General features: G+C 66.4%; 17 protein-coding genes and 1 pseudogene. 6 read left to right on the plus strand and 12 right to left on the minus strand.

The features are described 5' to 3' along the window. Positions 1 to 15 precede the first annotated feature (15 nt). The 6 genes and pseudogenes from WKW79_RS06265 to WKW79_RS37025 form a co-directional block, all read right to left on the minus strand. Positions 16 to 1,104, minus strand: coding sequence for a mandelate racemase/muconate lactonizing enzyme family protein (locus WKW79_RS06265; RefSeq protein ID WP_340334245.1), 1,089 nt, complete (start codon positions 1,102 to 1,104; stop codon positions 16 to 18). A gap of 26 nt (positions 1,105 to 1,130) precedes the next feature. After that, positions 1,131 to 1,760: a hypothetical protein gene (locus WKW79_RS06270; RefSeq protein ID WP_340334246.1), complete on the minus strand. Its 630-nt coding sequence runs from the start codon at positions 1,758 to 1,760 to the stop codon at positions 1,131 to 1,133. After that, complete coding sequence (locus WKW79_RS06275) at positions 1,757 to 2,902, minus strand: DUF2827 domain-containing protein (protein WP_340334247.1); 1,146 nt, start codon at positions 2,900 to 2,902, stop codon at positions 1,757 to 1,759. The genes WKW79_RS06270 and WKW79_RS06275 overlap by 4 nt, the downstream gene beginning before the upstream one ends. Beyond that, the gene (locus WKW79_RS06280) at positions 2,899 to 4,047 is read right to left on the minus strand and encodes a DUF2827 domain-containing protein (RefSeq protein WP_340334248.1); all 1,149 of its coding nucleotides are present in this window, start codon (positions 4,045 to 4,047) and stop codon (positions 2,899 to 2,901) included. The genes WKW79_RS06275 and WKW79_RS06280 overlap by 4 nt, the downstream gene beginning before the upstream one ends. A 40-nt stretch (positions 4,048 to 4,087) precedes the next feature. After that, complete coding sequence (locus WKW79_RS06285) at positions 4,088 to 8,272, minus strand: beta strand repeat-containing protein (protein ID WP_340334249.1); 4,185 nt, start codon at positions 8,270 to 8,272, stop codon at positions 4,088 to 4,090. After that, positions 8,273 to 8,404 (minus strand): annotated as a pseudogene (locus tag WKW79_RS37025) (ESPR domain-containing protein); the annotation flags it as partial. Positions 8,405 to 8,608: 204 nt separating this feature from the next. On the opposite strand from WKW79_RS37025, the gene WKW79_RS06290 reads away from it, so the two are divergent. Further along, complete coding sequence (locus WKW79_RS06290) at positions 8,609 to 9,763, plus strand: DUF2827 domain-containing protein (protein ID WP_340334250.1); 1,155 nt, start codon at positions 8,609 to 8,611, stop codon at positions 9,761 to 9,763. Positions 9,764 to 9,885: 122 nt separating this feature from the next. Next, positions 9,886 to 10,392 carry a pyridoxamine 5'-phosphate oxidase family protein gene (locus WKW79_RS06295; protein WP_340334251.1) on the plus strand — a complete coding sequence of 169 codons (507 nt, stop codon included), beginning with the start codon at positions 9,886 to 9,888 and terminating at the stop codon, positions 10,390 to 10,392. Between the two features lie 50 nt (positions 10,393 to 10,442). Here the strand turns inward: WKW79_RS06295 and WKW79_RS06300 are convergent, their stop codons facing one another. Then, positions 10,443 to 11,327 (minus strand): LysR family transcriptional regulator, encoded by an 885-nt coding sequence (locus WKW79_RS06300; RefSeq protein ID WP_340334252.1) that lies wholly within the window; start codon positions 11,325 to 11,327, stop codon positions 10,443 to 10,445. An 82-nt stretch (positions 11,328 to 11,409) separates the two neighbouring features. Between WKW79_RS06300 and argC the strand changes: the two genes are divergently transcribed. Beyond that, the gene (gene argC / locus WKW79_RS06305) at positions 11,410 to 12,324 is read left to right on the plus strand and encodes an N-acetyl-gamma-glutamyl-phosphate reductase (RefSeq protein WP_340334253.1); all 915 of its coding nucleotides are present in this window, start codon (positions 11,410 to 11,412) and stop codon (positions 12,322 to 12,324) included. A gap of 70 nt (positions 12,325 to 12,394) precedes the next feature. On the opposite strand, the gene WKW79_RS06310 is transcribed toward argC, so the two are convergent. The 5 genes from WKW79_RS06310 to WKW79_RS06330 form a co-directional block, all read right to left on the minus strand. Then, positions 12,395 to 14,980, minus strand: a complete 2,586-nt coding sequence (locus tag WKW79_RS06310; RefSeq protein WP_340334254.1) for a bifunctional aconitate hydratase 2/2-methylisocitrate dehydratase — start codon at positions 14,978 to 14,980, stop codon at positions 12,395 to 12,397. 68 nt (positions 14,981 to 15,048) lie between these two features. Next, positions 15,049 to 15,594 (minus strand): hypothetical protein, encoded by a 546-nt coding sequence (locus WKW79_RS06315; protein WP_340334255.1) that lies wholly within the window; start codon positions 15,592 to 15,594, stop codon positions 15,049 to 15,051. A 33-nt stretch (positions 15,595 to 15,627) separates the two neighbouring features. After that, positions 15,628 to 16,638: an HpcH/HpaI aldolase/citrate lyase family protein gene (locus WKW79_RS06320; RefSeq protein ID WP_340334256.1), complete on the minus strand. Its 1,011-nt coding sequence runs from the start codon at positions 16,636 to 16,638 to the stop codon at positions 15,628 to 15,630. Continuing rightward, positions 16,635 to 17,414, minus strand: a complete 780-nt coding sequence (gene tam / locus WKW79_RS06325; protein ID WP_340334257.1) for a trans-aconitate 2-methyltransferase — start codon at positions 17,412 to 17,414, stop codon at positions 16,635 to 16,637. Before tam ends, WKW79_RS06320 begins: the two co-directional genes overlap by 4 nt. An 8-nt stretch (positions 17,415 to 17,422) precedes the next feature. Then, positions 17,423 to 18,409 (minus strand): malate dehydrogenase, encoded by a 987-nt coding sequence (locus WKW79_RS06330; protein ID WP_340334258.1) that lies wholly within the window; start codon positions 18,407 to 18,409, stop codon positions 17,423 to 17,425. 199 nt (positions 18,410 to 18,608) lie between these two features. Here WKW79_RS06330 and WKW79_RS06335 point away from each other — a divergent pair, with 199 nt between their 5' ends. The 3 genes from WKW79_RS06335 to sdhD all read left to right on the plus strand — a co-directional run bounded on the left by WKW79_RS06335 (position 18,609) and on the right by sdhD (position 20,347). Beyond that, positions 18,609 to 19,370, plus strand: a complete 762-nt coding sequence (locus tag WKW79_RS06335; RefSeq protein ID WP_340334259.1) for a GntR family transcriptional regulator — start codon at positions 18,609 to 18,611, stop codon at positions 19,368 to 19,370. Positions 19,371 to 19,518: 148 nt separating this feature from the next. Then, entirely contained in the window at positions 19,519 to 19,965 is a 447-nt protein-coding gene (gene sdhC / locus WKW79_RS06340) for a succinate dehydrogenase, cytochrome b556 subunit (protein WP_340334260.1), read from the plus strand. Positions 19,966 to 19,981: 16 nt separating this feature from the next. Continuing rightward, positions 19,982 to 20,347, plus strand: a complete 366-nt coding sequence (gene sdhD / locus WKW79_RS06345) for a succinate dehydrogenase, hydrophobic membrane anchor protein (RefSeq protein WP_340334261.1) — start codon at positions 19,982 to 19,984, stop codon at positions 20,345 to 20,347. Positions 20,348 to 20,362: the final 15 nt, after the last annotated feature.

A 20,362-nucleotide genomic window follows, 5' to 3' on the forward strand; every position in this document is an offset into this window, starting at 1 on the left:
CCGATCCCGTATTCGCTAGGCCCGGATCGCCCCCAGCCCCTTCCAGTCGAACTCGATGCCATGCCCCGGCCGGTCCGGCGCCACCGCGAAGCCCTCGCTGATCCGCAGCGGCTCGGCGATGTACTGGTCCAGCCCGAAGCCGTGCGCCTCCAGGTACGAGCGATTCGGCACCGCGCCCAGCAGGTGCACGGTGACGTCATGCGCGCCATGCGTGGTCACGGGCAAGTTGAAGGCCTCGGCCAGGTGGGCGATCTTCATGAAGGGCGTGATGCCGCCGCAGTTGGTGACGTCGGGCTCCGGAAAGGTCACGCCACCGGCTGCGATGAGTTGCTTGAACTCCCACAGCGTGCGCAGGTTCTCGCCCGAGGCGATAGGGATGCCGCCCTCGCGCACCACGCGCGCCTGCCCGGCGACGTCGTCGGGAATCAGCGGCTCTTCCAGCCAGGTCAGGTCAAACGGGCGAAAGGCATGCGCCGCGCGGATGGCCTCGTCGGCGCTCCAGCGCATGTTGGCGTCGACCATCAGCGGAAAGCCCTCGCCGAGGTGCTCGCGCATGGCCGCGACGCGGGCCACGTCCTCCGACAGCTTCTCGCGCCCGACCTTCATCTTGATCGCGCGGAAGCCCTTGGCCAGGTTGCGGTCGGTCTGGGCCAGCAGGTCGTCCAGCGGCAATTGCAGGTCGATGCCGCCCGCGTAGCAGGGCACGCGCGGGTCGTTGCCGCCGAGCAGCTTCCACAGCGGTTGACCCAAGCGCCTTGCCTTCAGATCCCACAGCGCCATGTCCACCGCCGAGAGCGCCAGCACCGTCGGGCCGCCGCGACCGCCGTAGTGCGAGGCCCACCACAGCTTGTTCCACAGGTGCTCGATGCGATCGGCATCCTGGCCCACCAGCAGTTCGGTGAAGTCCTTCGCCAGCACGGCGTCGATGGCCGCGCCGTTGCGCCCGCAGGTGTAGGTGTAGCCGACGCCCTCGGCGCCCTCCTCGTCGCGCAGGCGCACGAGGTTCAGCTCGAAGGCGCGCATGTCGCCATGCATCGAATCGGAGAGGGTCTGCGGCAGTGCCAGTCGGCAATGCAGTGTCTGGACGGTCTGAAGGCGGCTCAACTTTGTCTCCCTTTCTTTGTACGAACTCACCGCTTGGGCGGCGGCGTGGCGGCGGGGGCCGCAGCCGGGTTCTTCCACGAGTATTCGACAAACCTGCGGATGACGAGGCACCCCGGCGGCGAGTCGATCAGCGAGACCGAGGAGTTGGGCTCCTTCGGGTCGACGTAGACGGTGTAGACGGGCAGCAGCTTGCTCATCTGGTAGCCGGCCAGTTCCTGCTGCGCGATGCTGGCGCAGGTGAAGGGCGCGACCGAGATGCGTTCGGCGGCGACGGTGCAGGTGCCGTCGGCCTCGGGCAGGGTCATGATCGACGCGGCCACGCCGGCGTTGGGGTATTCGATGCCGAGCATGGCGAAGGTCGCGCCGCCGTCGGGGCGCTTGCGGTCCCAGTCGAGCAGCAGGTCATGCGAACGCGCGCCTTGCAGGCTCAATGCGGAAAGGCGCTGGATGGCCGGCAGGCAGCGCTTGATGCCCACGCTGCTGGCAGCGGTGCTCAGCTTGTCCTGCAGCGCGGCTTGGGGCGCGAGCACGCCTTGTGCGCACGCAAGGCCACACGCCAGTCCCAGCAGGCACAGGGCAAGCACTCCGCGGCGCAGGGACGCGTCCAGCGCCTTGCTCAAGGTCGCGGCAGTGGCGGACAGCAGGCGGTTGTTCATGATGTGCGCTCGAAGATCGCCTCGATCGCCTCAGTGTAGGCGCGGACGTTGTCTGCGTGTTCCGGATCGAGCCGGGCGAGGAATTGGCGTGCTACCGCGCGGTAGGCCGGCAGGTTGGCATCGTGCTCCGCGAAGGCGCGGCGCAGGGCCTGGCCGCCCTCCTCGCAGTCGAAGCCGTGGTACCGGTAGCCGCAATCGCCGATCAGGTGCGAGTTGTGGACGAGCGGAAAGCCGCCGTGCAGCGCCTCGTAGTAGAGGTAGTTCTGGCTGTTCTCCCAGTGGTGGGCGAACACCGCATCCACGCTCTGCGGCATGACCTGGAATACCGGGAAGCGCCCTTCGAAGGAAGCCAGCCCGTGCCGCACCACGTCCAGGCTCTGCGCGAAGCCGATGAAGGCCGGCTTGTCCTTCAGGTGGAAGCTGTTGTAGACCCACAGGTGCTCGATGAGCCGCGGCTGCGCGCGGTGCGCCACGTCGCAGGCGAGCATCGGCGTGAAGCTGGTCTTCACCATGCAGATGTTGGGTTCGAAGATGGCCACGCGCCATTTGGGCCGGCCCGGCACGTATTCGAAAGGCACGGTGACGTTCGTGCGCTCACGCGCCCGCTCGAGCACCAGCGGGCTCCACAGGTGCGGCATCAGTCGCACCGGCGCGCGAAAGGCGGCGGCGAAGTACGGCGCGCAGATGTCCTCGTATTCGGGCAGCGTCCAGACTTCGTCGTACGGCGCGCCGGTGATGAGCAGGCCATGCGGCTTGTCGAACACCATGCGCTCGACGTCGATCACGTAGTCGTTGCCCACGCGCATCGACGCAACGCGACCGCCCCTGGCGCGGAAGTCGATCATCCATTGCTTGTCGAGCTGCGCGCTCATCTCGATCATGAGGTCGAGCCGCTGCGAAGCGGTCGCCATGTCGATGATCGGCACCGGCGAATCGACGAGAAAAGTCGACGCGTCCTGCGGTTGTCCATCGCCGCCGCCAGCCACCAGCACCACGTCTTCCACGATGGGCGCGCGCATCAGCAGCAGCACCAGGAAGATGCAATTCTGGAAGATGCCGTTCTCCCACAGGCTCTGCTCGCCCTTGCGGATGAAGATCGAGACGCCGACCTTCAGCTTGCGCCCGGCGAGCGGGCCGTTCAAGCCACCGCTCCCGCGACGGTTGCGCTCGCCTTGAAGCCCTCGTCCCCGCCGACCAGGTGCAGCAGTCGGCGCGCATACCCGACCAGGTTCTCGACGGCGAAGGGACTCACCGCGTCGAACACACGCCGCGTGCGGGCCCGGTAGCCCTCCATTTGCGCATCGTGGTCGCGCAGGGCATGCAACAGTTGCGCGCCCGCCGCGGGGGCGTCGAAGCGCGGGTAGTAGTAGCCCGCGTCACCGAGCCAGGGCGAGTTGTGGATCAGCGGGTAGTCGCCGTGCAGCGCATCGAGGTAGCTGTAGTTCTGCTCGTTCTGCCACTGGTGCGAGATCACCGCGTCGGCATGCTGGACCATGAAGCCGGCGAAGTCGTGCCGGCCATGGAAGATCGCCTTGCCGTCGCGCACGATGTCGAGCGAGTTGGCCAGGAACAGCATGGTCGGATGGTCTTTCATGTGCAGCGTGTTGAGCACCTGCATCGAGGCAATCTTGTCGGGCGCGGTGCGGTAGGCCATGTCGCAGCCGAGCATCGGGATGAGGCAGCTCTTCACCGTCGAGATGTTGGGCTCGAAGATGGCCACGCGCCACGCTGCACGGCCCTTCTCGTGGCCATAGCGATAGCCCGAGGCCTCCACCTCCTTCACGCGCTGTTCGAGGAACTGCGGCGACCAGATGTAGGGCACCTCGTGCACCGGGCACCGGTGCAAGGTGCGCAGCATCGGCGCGAAGCCGGCGTCCTTGGGCAGCAGCCAGACCTCGTCCATGCGCTCGGCCTTCACGAAGGTGGCCTTGTCGGTGAACAGGATCGGCTCGGCCAGCCCGACGTGTGGCTGCCCCACGCACATGTAGACCGCCTTGCCGCCGCAGGCGCGGAAGTGCGCGAGCCATTCGCCGGGGAGTGCGCCGGCCAACTCGATGATGACGTCGAGCGTGTCGGTCACCGCCTGCGGCTTGACCAGTTCCAGGCCCATCGCGTTCAAGTCGACCTGCGGCGCCACGTTGGGTTGGTCGCCCATGTCGACCAGTTGCACCCTGTCGACGAACTCCAGCCGTTGCAGCAGTTGGGCCAGGAACAGCACGTTCTGGCCCATGCCGTTTTCCCAGATGTTCTGCCCCGTGTGCGAGATGACCGAGATGCCGATGTGCATGGGGCCGAGTGTGACCCGAAACCCCCTGAAAGCGCCACTGTCAGTCGAAGGCCCAGTCGACGCCTGCGCTGATGCCCCAGTACTTCCCGGTGGTGGAGACGCCGCCGCCCCAGGACCAGGTGCCGTCCTTTGAGAGCTTGCGGTATTTGAGTGCGACCGCTCCATAGCCCTGGTAGCCGCCGACGCCCACGCCCATCGTCGAACCGCCCGGCTTCAACGGCACACCGGAGGTGTTGGCCATGGCAAAGCCCATCGCCACGCCGGAGTAGGCGATGCGCGACACGTTCTGCACGTTCTGCTGGATCGCGGTGGTCTGGAAGGCCAGGGCGTTGACCTGGTTCGACATGTTGGTGATCTGGTTGGTGACCTGCGACACGTCGTTGTTGGTCGCCTTCAGTTGCGATACGTTGACGGCATCGCTGTCCGCAGCACCCGCGGCCACGCCGGTGATCTGCCGGTACTGGCCGGTCGCCGGATCGCCCACCGCCACGGCGCCCTGCGTGCTGGTCGTGGCGGCGATGGCCGCGGCTTGCGCCGGTGTCGCACCCTTGCCCACGAAGCCCGGCACGCCCGCCGCGGTGCTGGCCACGGACCCCGAGCCGATGGCCACGCCATTGTTGACCTGCACCACCGCGCCGAAGCCCACCGCAGTGCCCTGCACCACGGCCGGCGCCTTGCTCAGCGGCGTGCCGCCCGCATCGGCGTTGTCGCCGATGGCCGTGCCGCCGCCGCCCGCGCGGCTGTCCACGCCGATCGCCACCGAGCCCGTGGCCAGGGCGCCGGTGCCGACGGCGATGGCATTGGTGCCGGTCGCCTGCGCGCCCATGCCCAGGGCCACCGCGCTCACGCCGCTGGCCACGGCCAGCGGCCCGATCGCCACCGAATTGGCGCCGGTCGCCTGCGAATCGGCCATGGTCGAGTTGACGTGCCCGTACTTGGTGCCCTTGGCATTGATCGCGTCGATGGCGTCGCCCACGCTGCCGGCCGTGGCCGTGGTGCCGTCGTTGTTGTAGACCGTGTACGAAGGCGCGGAGAGGGTGCCCGTCGCCGCGTCGTAGGCGGCGCCGCCGCCCAGGGCCGCGGCCGCGCTGTTGCCGGCGTTGCTGACGTTGGAGGCGACCGTGCTCAGTCCGGTCGACAGCGAACTCACATTGGTCACGAGCGCGCTCACGCCCGTGGACACGTTGCCGACCCCCGCCGACAGGCTGCTCGTGAAGCTGTTGAGTCCGCTGGAGATGCTGCTGAAGTTGGTCGACAGCGAATTCGCCGTGGTCGACAGTTCGCCGGCGCCGATCGAAAGGCTGCTGAAGCTCGAGGACAGGGAACTCGCGGAGGCCGACAGCGAGGCGGTGCTGCCCAGGATGGTGCTGACCCCGCTCGACAGCGAGCTGATGCCGATGGAGGTGGAGGTCGACAGGCTGGTGACGCCGGTGCTCAGGTCGCTCACGCCGGTCGACAGGCTGCTGATGTTGGTCGTCAGCCCGCTGATGCCGGTGGACATCGAACTGAAGCCCAGCGAAGTCGACGTGGACAGCGAGATCGTGGTGCTCGCCAGCCCGCTGACGGCCGTCGAGGTCGACGTGGACAGGCCGCTCACGCCGGTCGACAGGCTGCCGACGCTGCTCGTCAGGCCGCTGATGCCGGTGGACATCGAGCTGAAACCCAGGGATGTCGAGGTGGACAGCGAACTCGTGCTCGTCGTCAGCGTACTGAGGCCGGTGGAGGTCGACGTGGACAAGGCGCTGACCGTCGTCGACACCGAGCCGAAGCCGAGCGATGTGGAGGTCGACAGGCTGCTGATGTTGACCGAGGTGGAAGTCGACAGGCTGCTCACGCCCGTCGTCAAGTCGCTGACGCTGGTCGACAGGGAACTGATGCCCGTCAAGGCGGATGTCGTGAAGCCTGACACCACGGTGGACAGCGAACTGATGCCTGTCGAGGTCGACGAGGACAGCGTGGTCAGGCCGGTGGACAGCGCGCTGGTGCTGGTCGACAGGCTGGTGACGTTGCTGGTCAGCCCGCTGATGCCGGTGGAGGTCGATGTGGACAGGGTCGACAGGCCGGTGGACAAGGCGCCGGTACTCGTCGACAGGCTGGTGACGCTGCTGGTCAGCCCGCTGATGCCGACCGAGGTCGAGGTGGACAGGCTGGACACGCCTGCGGTCAATCCGCTGATGCCCGTCGATGTCGATGTCGTCAGGTTCGACAGCCCCGTGGACAAGGTGCTCGATCCCGTCGACAGGCTGGTGACGCTGGTGGTCAGGCCATCGATGCTGGTGGAGGTCGAGGTCGACAGGCTCGTGACGCTGCTGGTCAGCCCGCTGATGCCGGTAGAGGTTGACGTCGACAGGCTGGAGACGCCGGCGGTCAGCCCGCTGATGCCCGTGGAAGTCGAGGTCGTCAGGTTGGACAGCCCCGTGGACAGGGTGCTCGAACTCGTCGACAGGCTGGTGACGCTGGTGGTCAGGCCGGCGATGCCGGTGGAACTCGATGTCGACAAGGAACTCACGCTGGCCGTCAGGTCGCTGGACGCCGTGCTCAGCCCGGTGCTCAGTTGCGACACGGTGACTGCATCCGTCGGCGCCGAGCCATCGGACACGTTCTGGAGGCGCCGCTCCGTCCCCGCCGCGCCGATCGACACCGCCGAGGCCGGCGCCGCCGTGCCGGTCAGGAAGCCCGTGCCCGTGGGCGCGGTGGTGGCCTTGCTGCCCTCGCCCAGCGCGACCGCGCCCTTGTAGCTGGTCACCGCGCCATTGCCCAGCGCGATGCTGCCCGCGCCCTGCGCCGATGCCGCGTTACCGATCGCGACCGCGTTGGCCGACAACGCCGCCACGCTGGCCCCCGTGCCCATCGCGATCGACGAGACGCTCTGCGATTGCGCGCCGGAGCCCACCGCCACGCTGGTGTCGCCAATCGCCGTGGCCTGGCCCATCGCGAGAGCGTCGACACCGGAGGCTACGGCCTGGCCTGTCGTGCTGCTGGACGCGAAATAGGTGCTGGCGCCCGCGGCCTGCGCCACCGCAAAGAGCTGGCTGCCGGTCACCGCATCGGTCGACGTTGCCGACACCTCGCCGTCCGCCACGCCCTGGATCTGCCGCAGGCCGATCGCCACCACGCCATTGGTCGGCGCCTGGTTGACCGTGAAGGTCTTGCCCTTGGTCACGCCGCTGAGCGTCGTCCAGTTGGTGGTCGGCGACACCGCGGAAGCGATGGAACCCGAGCCCAGCGCCACCGCATTCGCCAGCGAAACCTTGGCGGTCGCACCGACCGCCACGCCCTGCGCGGCCGTCACGGAGGACGAGCCACCCAATGCAATGCCGGAGGCAACGTTGGCGTTCGCGGTGGAGCCCAGTGCGATAGCGCCGCTGCCCGCCACGGCGGTCGATCCGATCGCCACGCCATTGCCGACCGTGGCGGTGCTGCCCGCGCCGATGGCCACGCCCTGGTTGTTGGCGGTCGTGCCCGTCGAACCGATGGCCACATTGGCGCCCGTTGCGCCCGTCACGATCCCGTTACCGATCGCGATGCCATCGCTGCCGTTGACCGTGGCGCTCTGCCCGATCGCGACCCCGGCCGCGGCCGTCGGCGCGACGGTCGCCTTGCCGCCCAGCGCCACGGAAAAACTGCCGCCGGCGGTCGCCAGCGATCCGATGGCCACGGCCGATTCCGCCGTCGCGCCACTGCCCACGCCAACGGCGATGGACGCGATGCCCGATGCCAGCGCCGCCACGCCAAAGGCATTGGCCGCCGGCGCAGTGGCCGTCGCCGCGAGACCGATGGCCTGCGAATAGTTGCCAGTGGCAGTGGTGCCGCATCCCACCGCAAAAGAGCCGATGCCGTAGGCATGCGGCTGGGAAGCATTGCCGATGGCATTCGGATAACCCTTGCCGGACCCGCTGGTGGTGCCGTTGCCGACGCCGGTCTGCGACGACGTGTAGGTATCCCAGACCGTGACGTTGGCGGTGTTGATGCCCGCAGCGCCCGGCGCATTCGACAGGATGTTGGCGTAGAGCAGTCCAACGGTCGTCGTGCCCGAACCGAAGGCGCCTGCCGCATCCGTGCGTCCCTGCACCGACGGAGAACCGCAACCATCGTCCTCGCCCGTCAGCGTCACGGACAAATGGCTGGTGCCGGCTTGCGTACCGCCGAGGTTCTGACCGATGTTGTTCTGGCCATTGAGCCCGGCGTTGGCGCCCCATGCCGCATCCGGAAGGGTGGCTCCCATTGCGACCGCTGTCGCCACGGCAATGGCCGTGACTTGCGCCCCCCCAGGCCTCCCGCGCCCCGCTGTGATTTCAGATACCGCAACCCACGTCGCCGTGCGCTGGTTGAAAACGGTCCGATATATCTTGTTCATCGAAGGCCTCCTGTCGCAATGGCGCACCCAAGAGGTGCGGGCATCTACGAAGTTCCCCCCGATCGCGCGCAGTGTACGGTTGCAAAAAATAACCGCCGATGTTCGGTTCGGCGTAACTTTGGTAATAGAAGGTGGGCTGTTGGCGGTAGCCTGCGCGGCCCGCACAATGGCCGCAAACCAAAGTTCCAACCGAGGTCAACGCACATGGTCGAACACGCGAACCGGACACCCATCGGCAGGTTGCGCATCGGCATCACCATCGGCCTGCACCACGCGGCCGAGACGCTGTGGAACAACGGCATCAAGCAGAACGCGGTGTACCTGGCCGAGGCACTGAAGAACTGCCCCAACGTCGAGCGCGTGATGCTGGTCAACACCACCGCCATCCCCATCACCGCCGCCCTGCCCTGGGACCTCCAGCGCTGGCCCACCGTGGACTGGGATGGGGCCAAGGATTCGGTCGACGTGCTCATCGAACTGGGCGGCCAGATATCACCGGACCAGACGGAATACCTCAAGCAACGCAACGCGCGGCTCGTGTCGTACTGCTGCGGCACCGAGTATGTGAGTTCGATGGAGGCGGTGCTCTTCGCAAGGCCCTTGTGGGGCGCCAACCTCTTCGTCAATCAGCGCTACGACGACATCTGGATGGTGCCGCAGGTCGCCAACATCAGCCAGCCGTACTTCGAGGTGCTGCGCCGCTTGCAGGCGCGCGCGGTGCCCTTCATCTGGAGCCCGGTGTTCCTCGATCAACGCAGCGCTGCCTTGCCCAACAAGGGCCTGCAAGCGCCGCGTGAAGGCCCGCGCCGGCTCACGGTGATGGAGCCGAACATCGACGTGGTCAAGTTCTGCCTGTACCCGATCTTCATCTGCGAACTGGCCTACCGCATGCGGCCCGAGGCCATCGCGCTGATGCAGGTGACCAATGCCGAACCGATTGCCAAGGAGCGGCTGGAGTTCATCACGCTGATGCACCAACTCGACATCGTGCGACAGCACAAGGCGGTGTTCCTCGGCCGCCACGACACGCCGCAGTTCCTCGCCGACAACACCGACATCGTGGTCTCGCATCAATGGGAGAACCCGCTCAACTATTTCTACCTGGAGGTCTGCTGGCAGGGCTTTCCGCTGGTGCACAACGCCGCGCTGTGCCCGGACCTGGGCTACTACTACCCGGGCAACGACGTGAGCGCGGGCGCGGCGCGCCTGCTGGAAGTCATTGACAGGCATGACGCGGACTCGTTGGGCTTTCGCGAACGGCAACGCGCCCTGATTGCGCGCTACCTGCCGGATGACGCCACGCTCGTCACGCGCTACGCCGCGTTGCTCGACGAACTCGTGGCGCGGCCCGCGCGCTGACGGTCTGGCCAGCCCGGCGTCGGCGTTGGATGACACGCGCTTGCGGATTTGCTCCGCGCAGGGCTGTGCCTGGCCAGCCTACGGTGGCGACTTTCCAGCCCACCACGAACGGAGATCCGCACATGACCCAAACACCCATCACCCGTGACCCCGGGAAACTCTGGGACCTCATCAAGGGAACGCGCTTCGGCATGCTCACGCACCGCCATGAAGACGGCCTGCACAGCCATCCGCTGACCACGCAGAACAAGCACCTCGACGACGATGGCCGGCTCTACTTCTTCGTGCCGAAGAACGGCGAGATCGCACGCCACCTGGTGCATGACGCCTCGGTCAACGTGGCCTATGCCAACACCGATGACGACACCTACGTCTCGGTCACCGGCCATGCGAAGCTGATCGAGGACCCCGCGCTGAAGGAGTCGCTCTTCACGACCATGGCCAAGGCCTGGTTTCCCGAAGGCGCGAAGGACCCGAACCTCGGCCTGCTCGCCGTGGAGATCAGCAGCGCCGACTACTGGAACGTCGACGAGAGCAAGGCCACGCAACTGTTCAAGATGGCGCGCGCCGCCGTCACCGGCAAGCCGCCGACGGACCTTGGCGAGCATGGCCGCGTCGTGATGAACTGAAGCACTCCGATCCAGCGCAAGCGCGGCGTGTGGCGCGCGCTGTCGAGACGCTACGAATGGCTCCCGGGCAGCAAGGCCTCCATGACCGTACGCGTCGTGCCACTGGCGCCTGCCTCGCTGACCGCGAGGCCCAGTTGCCGCCACAGCGCCGGGCTAAGCGGGCGGACGATGATGCGTGGATCGCGCGCCGGGTCATGCGATTCGTCCGGCAGTAGTGCCGCGCCGTAGCCGGCCGCCACCAGTGTCCTGATCGCATCGTTGTAGTTGAGTTCGATGCGCGGACGGCAATGCAGGCCCGCCGCGGAGAACCATTCGGCGGTCAGCCGGTAGAGACGCGTCGAAGCGTCGTTCATGATCAGCGGTCGATCGGCCAGCCATTGCGGACTCAGCCTCTTCGGCGCTTTCCAGGACGCCGGAAGGAAGGCGACGACCGCCTCGCGCCGCAGTGCCGTGACATGGACGCCGCGCACAGCCGCCTGCGGCAACGCCACGACCGCCAGGTCCAGGCTCCCTGCGGCGAGCCGGGCCATGCTGTCGTTGGAGGTCAGCACTTGCACGTTCACGTCGATACCGGGATGGTCCCGGGCCAGGCGTTCGAGGGCGGGCGGCAGCAGATGCGCGATGGCGCCTGTCGAGGCGCCCACTCGCACACGACCCGTCTTGCCTGCGAGCTGACGTCGAACGTCCTCCACGGCGTCATCCGCATCCGCCAGCAGCCTGCGGGCACGCACGATGAAGCGCTCGCCCAAGGCGGTCGCTTGTACGGGCCCGCGTCCGCGAACGAGCAATTGGCCACCCAGCCGCGACTCCAGGTCCGCGATCTGGACAGTGACCGTGGGGGCGGCCAGGTGAAGGGCACGCGCGGCATTGGCCAGCGAGCCGAGGTCGGCGATGGCGACGAGGGTGCGCAGATGGTCGAGGCTCAGTTCCCGCATCGCGCCAATTTACCTTTTCTTAACTTCACATTCCATATATTCAACTGGAGCCAATGGCGCCCTGTCCCTACGATTGCGCGCCATGGACCTCAACATCTTCATCGACGGCGACCAGGGCACCACCGGTCTCGATTTGCAGAACCGACTGCGTGGCAGTGAATTTCGCATCCGCACATTGCCGGCGAGCCTGCGCAAGGACGTGGCTGCCCGCCGGGCCGCCCTCAACGAGAGCGATATCGCCATCCTTTGCCTGCCGGATGCCGCGGCGCGGGACGCGGTGGCGATGATCGAGAACCCTTCGGTGCGGGTCATCGACGCCAGTTCGGCGCACCGCACCAGCCCGGGTTGGATCTACGGCCTGCCGGAGCTCGATGCACGGCAAGGCGAACGCATCGCGTCAGCACCGCGGGTCACGAATCCGGGCTGCTATCCCACGGCCGCGGTCGCCCTGCTGCGGCCATTGACGGATGCGGGCTTGCTACCCGCCGACTATCCGCTGGTCATCCATGCCGCTTCAGGCTATTCGGGTCAAGGCAGGGCCGGAGCGGAAGCGCACGAGGCCGTCGCGGGAGCGCATTCGCTGAAGGTCTACGGTCTTGCGCTCGAGCACAAGCATGTGCCGGAGATCATGGCCTACGCCGGCCTGGCGGAGCGGCCCATCTTCGTGCCGTCCTATGGCAGCTACCGGCAAGGCATCGTGCTCACCATCGGATTGCACACGCGAATGCTTCCCGCCGATGCCTCTGGCGCACGCATCTACGAGTGCCTGAGCGATCGCTACCACGATGCGGCGCATGTGCAAGTGCTGCCGATATCTGCCGCCGCGGCGATGACCGAGCGCGACCCGCAGACCCACAACGGCACCAATGACATGAGCCTGGCAGTGGCCTGCAATGAACGCACCGGCCAGGTCGTCCTGAGCGCAGTGCTCGACAACCTCGGCAAAGGTGCCGCAGGCGCGGCCGTGCAGAACCTGCGGCTGATGACAAGCTCATAGCGATTGCGTAAGGGGAAAAAAGGAAAAGGCCCGCAATGCGGGCCTTCTCAATGAGAGCCAGGGACGCAGATCAGGCGTGAACCGTCGCCGCAGCCTCGGTGAACTCCTCGATCTTGTCGAAGTTCAGGTACTGGTAGACCTGATCGCTCGCCGCCGTGAGCACGCCCATGCCGGCCATGTACTCTTCCTTCGTCGGGATGCGGCCCAGCGTGGAAGCGATCGACGCGAGTTCGGCGCTGCTCAGGTACACGTTGGTGTTCTTGCCCAGGCGGTTCGGGAAGTTGCGGGTGCTGGTCGACACGACCGTCGCGCCTTCACGCACCTGCGCCTGGTTGCCCATGCACAGCGAGCAGCCCGGCATCTCGGTGCGCGCACCGGCATTGCCGAACACGCCGTAGTGGCCTTCTTCGGTCAGCTGGTTCGCGTCCATCTTGGTCGGCGGTGCGATCCACAGCTTGACCGGGATGTCTCGCTTGCCTTCCAGCAGCTTCGACGCGGCGCGGAAGTGACCGATGTTGGTCATGCACGAACCGATGAACACTTCGTCGATCTTGACGCCAGCGACGTCGGACAGCGTCTTCACGTCGTCCGGGTCGTTCGGGCAGGCCAGGATCGGCTCGTGGATGTCGGCCAGGTCGATCTCGATGACGGCCGCGTATTCGGCGTCGGCATCGGGTTGCAACAGTTGCGGGTCCTTGAGCCAGGCTTCCTGCGCGGCGATGCGGCGGCCCAGCGTGCGGGCGTCGGCATAGCCTTCCGAAATCATCCAACGCATCAGCGTGATGTTGCTGTTGATGTATTCGATGATCGGCGCCTTGTCGAGGTGCACCGTGCAGCCCGCGGCCGAGCGTTCTGCCGAGGCGTCGCTCAGTTCGAAGGCTTGTTCCACCTTCAGGTCCGGCAGGCCTTCGATCTCGAGGATGCGGCCCGAGAAGATGTTCTTCTTGCCCTTCTTCTCGACCGTCAGCAGGCCGGCCTTGATGGCGTACAGCGGGATCGCGTTCACCAGGTCACGCAGCGTGACGCCCGGTTGCATCTTGCCCTTGAAACGCACCAGAACCGATTCCGGCATGTCCAGCGGCATCACGCCGGTGGCTGCGGCAAAGGCCACGAGGCCCGAACCCGCCGGGAAGCTGATGCCGATCGGGAAGCGCGTGTGGCTGTCGCCACCGGTGCCCACGGTGTCCGGCGTCAGCAGGCGGTTGAGCCAGCTGTGGATCACGCCGTCACCCGGACGCAGCGAGACGCCGCCGCGGGTGGCCATGAAGTCCGGCAGCTCGTGGTGCATCTTCACGTCGACCTTCTTCGGATAGGCCGCCGTGTGGCAGAACGATTGCATGACCAGGTCGGCCGAGAAGCCCAGGCAAGCCAGGTCCTTCAGCTCGTCGCGGGTCATCGGGCCGGTCGTATCTTGCGAGCCGACCGAGGTCATCTTGGGTTCGCAGTACGTGCCCGGGCGCACGCCCTGGCCTTCGGGCAGGCCGCAGGCGCGACCGACCATCTTCTGTGCGAGCGAGAAGCCCTTCTTGGTGTCGACCGGCGATTGCGGCAGGCGGAACAGCGTCGAAGGCGGCAGGCCCAGCGCTTCACGCGCCTTGGTCGTCAGGCCACGGCCGATGATCAGCGGAATGCGGCCACCAGCACGCACTTCGTCGAACAGCACGTCGCTCTTCACGGTGAACTCGGCGATGACCTGGCCGTCCTTCAGGGCCTTGCCTTCGTAGGGACGCAGCTCGATCACGTCGCCCATGTTCATCTGGTTCACGTCGAGTTCGATCGGCAGTGCGCCGGCGTCTTCCATCGTGTTGTAGAAGATCGGGGCGATCTTGGTGCCCAGGCACACGCCGCCGAAGCGCTTGTTCGGGATGAAGGGAATGTCTTCACCAGTGAACCACAGCACGCTGTTGGTGGCCGACTTGCGCGAGGAGCCGGTGCCGACCACGTCGCCCACATAAGCCACGAGGTGGCCCTTTTCCTTCAGCGATTCGATGAACTTGACCGGGCCGCGCTTGCCGTCTTCTTCCGGCGTGATGCCGGGGCGTGCGTTCTTCAGCATCGCCAGGGCGTGCATCGGAATGTCGGGACGGGTCGTCGCATCAGGCGCGGGCGACAGGTCGTCGGTGTTGGTTTCGCCGGTGACCTTGAACACGGTCAGCGTCATGCTTTGCGGCACTTCGGGGCGGCTGGTGAACCATTCGGCATCAGCCCAGCTTTGCAGCACGGCCTTGGCGTTGGCGTTGCCCGCGTCGGCCTTTTCCTTGACGTCATGGAACTGGTCGAACATCAGCAGCGTCTTCTTGAGCGCATCGGCCGCCACGGCGCCGACTTCGGCGTCGTCGAGCAGGTCGATCAGCGGGCTGATGTTGTAGCCGCCCAGCATGGTGCCCAGCAGTTCGGTGGCGCGGGCGCGCGAGATCAGCAGGCTCTTCTCGGTGCCGTGCGCGACGGCAGCCAGGTAGCTGGCCTTGACCTTGGCCGCGTCGTCGACGCCGGCGGGCACGCGGTTGGTGATCAGGTTGAGCAGGAATTCGCCGTCGTTCAGGGTGGCGACCTTCAGCAGCTCGATCAGTTCGCTGGTCTGCTTGGCAGACAGCGGCAGCGGGGGGATGCCGAGCTTGGCGCGTTCGGCAACGTGTTCAACATAGGCTTGCAACATTTTTTCTCTCCAGATGCGTGGGAACAGCGGGCGGCACGGCCTTCAAGCAAGAGCCGCGCCGCAGGGACTTACTTCTTCGGTTCGTCGGCGCCTTCGAACAGGGCCTTCGGCGGGTTCTTCTTGATTTCTTCCGCAAGCAGCGCTTGCGAGTCGGCCTGGCATTCATCGGCAAGGCGCAGGCCCTGCTTCTGGCTCATCAGCATCGACTTGTTGCCCAGTTGCAACCACATCGCCTGCTGGCGCGGGTCTTCCAGGCGAACCGCGCCGGTGCGGCTCTCCACCGGGTGCATGCGATAGCGCACATTGCTGTGCATGAGGGTGAAATAGCCGGGCTTCTTCTCGTCGGCCGTGATGTTCACGCTGGCGCCGAGTTCGCACTTGATGGTGCCCGTCAGCACCTTCGCCGCAACCGCCTGGTCCTCCGGCGTCAGCACGACGTCGACATCCTCGGCGATGGGCTGCTTTTCCTCGACCTTCTTGATGACCTTCTTCGGGACCACTTTCTGCGTGACCTTCTTGCCCGTCGACAGGGGCTTGGCCTTGGGGGCATCCTGCGCCGAGGCGGCGAATGGCAGGGCCAGGGCGAGTGCCGCGATGAGTGCAATCTTCTTCATGGTGGATTCCTTTTTGGGAGTGTTTTGAGCAGGTCAGGTCTTGGGGGCGGCAAACCATGCCCTGGCCTCGGAAGGCAGGGCACGGCCGGTGGCGTGCGCGCGTTCGAGCACCTGCCAATAGAGGCGGTAGCTCGCGCGATCATGCAGCACGCCTTCGAAACTCACGGGTGCCCAGTTGGCACGCTCGGCGGCGGCGACGACCTTCGTCGCCGTTTCGATCTGCCGTTCCCCGGGCGCGAAGGCATCGAGGATCGGGCGGATCTGGTTGGGATGGATGCTCCACATGCGGGTGTAGCCGAATTCGCCGGCCGCGCGCCGGGCCGCGGAGCGCATCGCGTCAATATCGTTGAATTCGGTGACAACACAATGAGACGGCACCTTGCCATACGCATGCGCGGCAGATGCAATGTCCAGCTTGGCGCGGACCACGAGCGGATGGGTGAACTGCCCTGCGGCGGCCATGCCTTCCGCCGGAATCGCGCCCGCATGGGCGGACACGAAGTCCATCAGCCCGAAGCTCAGCGATTGCACGCGCGGTTGCGAGGCGATGTCGAAGGCGTTGTGCACCGCCAGCGGCGATTCGATCAGCACCTGCAACGGCAAGTCCCTTGCGCCGGCCGCGTCGAGCGCGGCGGCGGCACGCACCACGTCGGCCAGCGATTCGACCTTCGGCACCATGATGTGGCTGAGCTTCTGGCCGGCACGCCCGGCGATGGTGGCCACGTCGGCATCGAAGGCCGCATGGTCCACCGGATGCACGCGCACGCCGACACGCATGCCCGGCGCCGCGGCCAGCGCCAGTTCCGTGACGAGCGCGGCATGCTCGGACTCGCCGCCGACCGGGGCGCCGTCCTCGCAATCGAGGGTGACGTCGAACACGCAGGCGCCGAACTCCTGGGCCATCTCGGCCTGGAGCGCGAGGCTCTTCTTCATGCGGGCTTCGACGCCGCTGTAGTGATCGCACACCGGAAGCACGACGGAGCCGGCCTGTGCGGCGCGCAGCACGTCGCCGGGGCGAATAGCGTCGGTGAGAGAGGTTGTCATGCCTTGCGCGCCACGATGAACATGCGCGGGAAGGCCAGCAGGCGCTTGTCGTCGGCACGCTCGGGGTAGGCCTGGCCGATGCGCTTTTCGTAGGCGGCCAGGTAGCTCTCCTGCAACTCGGGCGAGAGGCGGTCGGCAAAGGGCTTCAGCCCGGTGCCGCGCACCCAGTCGACGATGGCGGCGGGCGACTCCATCGGGTGCTGGTACGCCGTGCGCCAGACATCGAGGTTCGCCGCCAGCGGCGCCAGCAGGTCGTAGTAGCCGTCCAGCGGCAGCAGTTCGGTGCGAAAGCGCGAGAAATCGCCGATGGCCTTGGCCCACGGCGACTTGGCCGCGAGTTCGCGCATCAGGCGGTGCGTCGGCTCGTCGCGGTTGTCCGGCATCTGGATCGCCAGCGTGCCACCGGGCGCGAGCGCCTCCAGCAGGCGAGGGAACAGGGTCTCGTGGCCCGGCACCCACTGCAGCGAAGCATTGGCGTAGATCAGGTCCGGCGGCACTTCAGGCTGCCAGGAACCGATGTCGCTCAGGAGAAAGGTCGCCGATGGCAGGCGCTCGCGCGCCTTGACCAGCATCGGCTCGGAATTGTCGGTGCCGGTCACGAACGCCTGGGGGAAGCGTTCGACCAGCAGTTCAGTCGAGTTGCCCGGGCCGCAGCCCAGGTCGACCACGCTGGCGACGCCCGCCGGATCCATCGCCACGCGCGCGAGCAAGTCGCGAGCGGGGCGCGTGCGCTCATCCTCGAAGCGGGAATAGAGCGCGGGGTTCCAGTCGAGCATGCGGCGGATCAGAGCAGGTGGGCGACGCCGGCTTGCTCGCCCTGGAGTTCTTCCAGGGTCTTGTTGATGCGTTCCTGGCTGAAGGCGTCGATGTCCAGGCCTTCGACGACCTTGTACTCACCGTTTTCGCAGGTGACCGGGAAGCCGAACATCGTGTCCTTCGGAATGCCGTACTGGCCGTCCGACGGGATGCCCATCGTGACCCACTTGCCGTTGGTGCCCAGGGCCCAGTCGCGCATGTGGTCGATGGCAGCGTTGGCGGCCGAGGCGGCCGACGACAGGCCGCGCGCTTCGATGATCGCCGCGCCACGCTTGCCGACGGTCGGCAGGAAGGTGTTGGCGTTCCATTCCTGGTCGTTGATCATCTTGGCGACGCTTTCGCCGTTGATGGTGGCGAAGCGGTAGTCGGCGTACATCGTGGGCGAGTGGTTGCCCCAGACGGTCAGCTTCTCGATGTCGGCCACGGCCTTGCCGGTCTTGGCAGCGATCTGGCTGGCGGCGCGGTTGTGGTCCAGGCGCAGCATGGCGGTGAAGTTCTTGCGCGGCAGGCTGGGCGCGCTCTTCATGGCGATGTAGGCGTTGGTGTTGGCCGGGTTGCCCACGACCAGCACCTTGACGTTGCGGCTGGCGACGGCGTCGAGCGCCTTGCCCTGGGCCGTGAAGATGGCGCCGTTGACGGCCAGCAGTTCGGCACGTTCCATGCCGGGACCGCGGGGACGCGAACCGACCAGCAGCGCGTAGTCGGCGTCCTTGAATGCCGTCATCGGGTCGCTGTGGGCTTCCATGCCGACCAGCAGCGGGAAAGCGCAGTCGTCGAGTTCCATCATCACGCCCTTGAGCGCCTTTTGCGGGCCTTCGACCGGCACTTCGAGCAGGTTCAGGATGACCGGTTGGTCCTTGCCGAGCATTTCGCCCGAGGCGATGCGGAACAGCAGGGCGTAGCCGATTTGGCCGGCGGCGCCAGTGACGGCAACGCGGACGGGTTTTTTGCTCATGGGAAGACTCCAGAAGTGATGAAAAGAGAGGGCTTCGCCCCGCGACTGGTCTCTTGAACGCCGCAGGCATCGCCGGACCCGGGGTCCGCGCGCAAAACCGGCCGGCATTTTAGGCCCAAACCGTGATTTCATGGCGCATGTCTTATGTCTTATATAAGATAGGGGCCATTCCGGCGCCATCGCCGCGCTTGCCCACGCCATGAACACGCCTCTTTCCGCCCTGCCAGACACGCCGACGCCGGCGTTCAGCCCGCTGTACCAGCAGATCAAGGCCCTGATCCTGCAGAGCCTGAAGGCCGGCGAATGGAAGCCCGGCGAGCCGATTCCCAGCGAAATGGACCTGGCCGCGCGTTTTCGGGTGAGCCAGGGCACGGTGCGCAAGGCCATCGACGAACTGGCCGCCGAGAACCTGCTGGTGCGCCGCCAGGGCAAGGGCACTTTCGTCGCGACGCACACCGAGCACCACGTCCAGTACCGCTTCCTGAAGCTGGTGCCCGACAGCGGCGACCTCAACACCGAGGGCCCGGCCGAACGCACCATCGTGGACTGCAAGCGCCTGCGCGCCGCCGCCGACGTGGCGCGCGCCCTCTCGTTGCGCACTGGCGACGCCGTGCTGCAGGTGCGCCGGGTGCTGGCCTACGCCGGCGTGCCGACCATCCTGGAAGACCTGTGGCTGCCCGGCACGCCCTTCAAGGGCCTGACCGCCGAGCGCCTCACGGCCTGGCGCGGCCCCATGTATTCGCTCTTCGAAGCCGAATTCGGCGTGCACATGATCCGCGCCGAGGAGAAAATCCGGGCGGTGCTGCCGGACGAGGCACAGGCGGCATTGCTCGACGTCAACAGCGCAACCCCGCTCCTGAGCGTCGAGCGCGTCGCCTACACCTACCACGACACCCCCATGGAGCTGCGGCGCGGGCTGTACCGCACCGACACGCACCATTACCGGAACGAACTCGGATGAACCGCCCCGATTCAAGAGTGCCCGACCGATGCACTGTGTCGATGCACGGCGCACCGATGCGTCATGGTGCATTGCAATACAATTTTTCGTTGTTTGCATTTGCCTCCAGATACAAGCCGTCCCCCACAAAAAGCAACGAAAGCCTCCCATGACTGAGCTTGCCTCCACCCCACGGCCCCCGCGCCGCGAGTTCCGCAACATCAACGCGTTCACCGATCTCCGCACGTATCGCCTGCCCCCTGCCGGCATCGTGTCGATCCTGCATCGCATCAGCGGCTTCCTGATGTTCCTGCTGCTGCCGTTCATCATCTGGATGTTCGACACCTCGATCAGCTCGCAGATCTCCTTCGAAAAATTCAAGGCGGCCTTCAATGTCGGCCTTGGTTTCGTTCCGGGCTTCCTGATCAAGCTGGTGGCGCTGGCGCTCATCTGGGCCTACCTGCACCACTTCATCGCCGGCCTGCGCCACCTCTGGATGGACGTGAGCCATTCGGCCGTGAGCAAGGAATTCGGCAAGAGCTCGGCGATGGTCACGCTGTTCCTGAGCATCCTCCTGGCTGTCGTGCTCGGCGCCAAGCTGTTCGGCCTCTACTGATCGGGAGCACACAAAAATGGCAGTGAACTACGGCTCCAAGCGCATCGTCGTCGGCGCGCACTACGGACTTCGCGACTGGCTCAGCCAGCGCATCACGGGCGGCCTGATGGCCCTCTTCACCCTCATCCTGCTCTGCCAGGTGCTGTTCACCTCGGGCGAGATCGGCTACGACAAGTGGGCCGGCATCTTCTCGTCGCAATGGATGAAGGTCCTGACCTTCGCGGTCATCGTCTCGCTGCTGTACCACGTGTGGGTCGGCATGCGCGACATCTGGATGGACTACGTGCAACCGGTCAGCATCCGCCTCCTGCTCCAGATCTTCACGCTGGTCTGGCTGGTGGGTTGCGCGGGTTGGGCCATTCAAGTGCTCTGGCGGCTGTGATGCCCTCACCCTCCG

This window comes from Variovorax robiniae (genome assembly GCF_037889955.1).
Taxonomy (GTDB): domain Bacteria; phylum Pseudomonadota; class Gammaproteobacteria; order Burkholderiales; family Burkholderiaceae_C; genus Variovorax; species Variovorax robiniae.

What these genes read in the sequence shown, in the direction of transcription:
- WKW79_RS06290 (WP_340334250.1), top strand. Translation starts at nt 8,609, where the DNA reads ATGGTCGAACACGCGAACCGGACACCCATCGGCAGGTTGCGCATCGGC.
- sdhC (WP_340334260.1), top strand. Translation starts at nt 19,519, where the DNA reads ATGACTGAGCTTGCCTCCACCCCACGGCCCCCGCGCCGCGAGTTCCGC.
- WKW79_RS06285 (WP_340334249.1), bottom strand. Translation starts at nt 8,272, where the DNA reads ATGGGAGCCACCCTTCCGGATGCGGCATGGGGCGCCAACGCCGGGCTC.
- sdhD (WP_340334261.1), top strand. Translation starts at nt 19,982, where the DNA reads ATGGCAGTGAACTACGGCTCCAAGCGCATCGTCGTCGGCGCGCACTAC.
- WKW79_RS06280 (WP_340334248.1), bottom strand. Translation starts at nt 4,047, where the DNA reads ATGCACATCGGCATCTCGGTCATCTCGCACACGGGGCAGAACATCTGG.
- argC (WP_340334253.1), top strand. Translation starts at nt 11,410, where the DNA reads ATGGACCTCAACATCTTCATCGACGGCGACCAGGGCACCACCGGTCTC.
- WKW79_RS06335 (WP_340334259.1), top strand. Translation starts at nt 18,609, where the DNA reads ATGAACACGCCTCTTTCCGCCCTGCCAGACACGCCGACGCCGGCGTTC.
- WKW79_RS06295 (WP_340334251.1), top strand. Translation starts at nt 9,886, where the DNA reads ATGACCCAAACACCCATCACCCGTGACCCCGGGAAACTCTGGGACCTC.
- WKW79_RS06315 (WP_340334255.1), bottom strand. Translation starts at nt 15,594, where the DNA reads ATGAAGAAGATTGCACTCATCGCGGCACTCGCCCTGGCCCTGCCATTC.
- WKW79_RS06320 (WP_340334256.1), bottom strand. Translation starts at nt 16,638, where the DNA reads ATGACAACCTCTCTCACCGACGCTATTCGCCCCGGCGACGTGCTGCGC.
- WKW79_RS06310 (WP_340334254.1), bottom strand. Translation starts at nt 14,980, where the DNA reads ATGTTGCAAGCCTATGTTGAACACGTTGCCGAACGCGCCAAGCTCGGC.
- WKW79_RS06330 (WP_340334258.1), bottom strand. Translation starts at nt 18,409, where the DNA reads ATGAGCAAAAAACCCGTCCGCGTTGCCGTCACTGGCGCCGCCGGCCAA.
- WKW79_RS06270 (WP_340334246.1), bottom strand. Translation starts at nt 1,760, where the DNA reads ATGAACAACCGCCTGCTGTCCGCCACTGCCGCGACCTTGAGCAAGGCG.
- tam (WP_340334257.1), bottom strand. Translation starts at nt 17,414, where the DNA reads ATGCTCGACTGGAACCCCGCGCTCTATTCCCGCTTCGAGGATGAGCGC.
- WKW79_RS06300 (WP_340334252.1), bottom strand. Translation starts at nt 11,327, where the DNA reads ATGCGGGAACTGAGCCTCGACCATCTGCGCACCCTCGTCGCCATCGCC.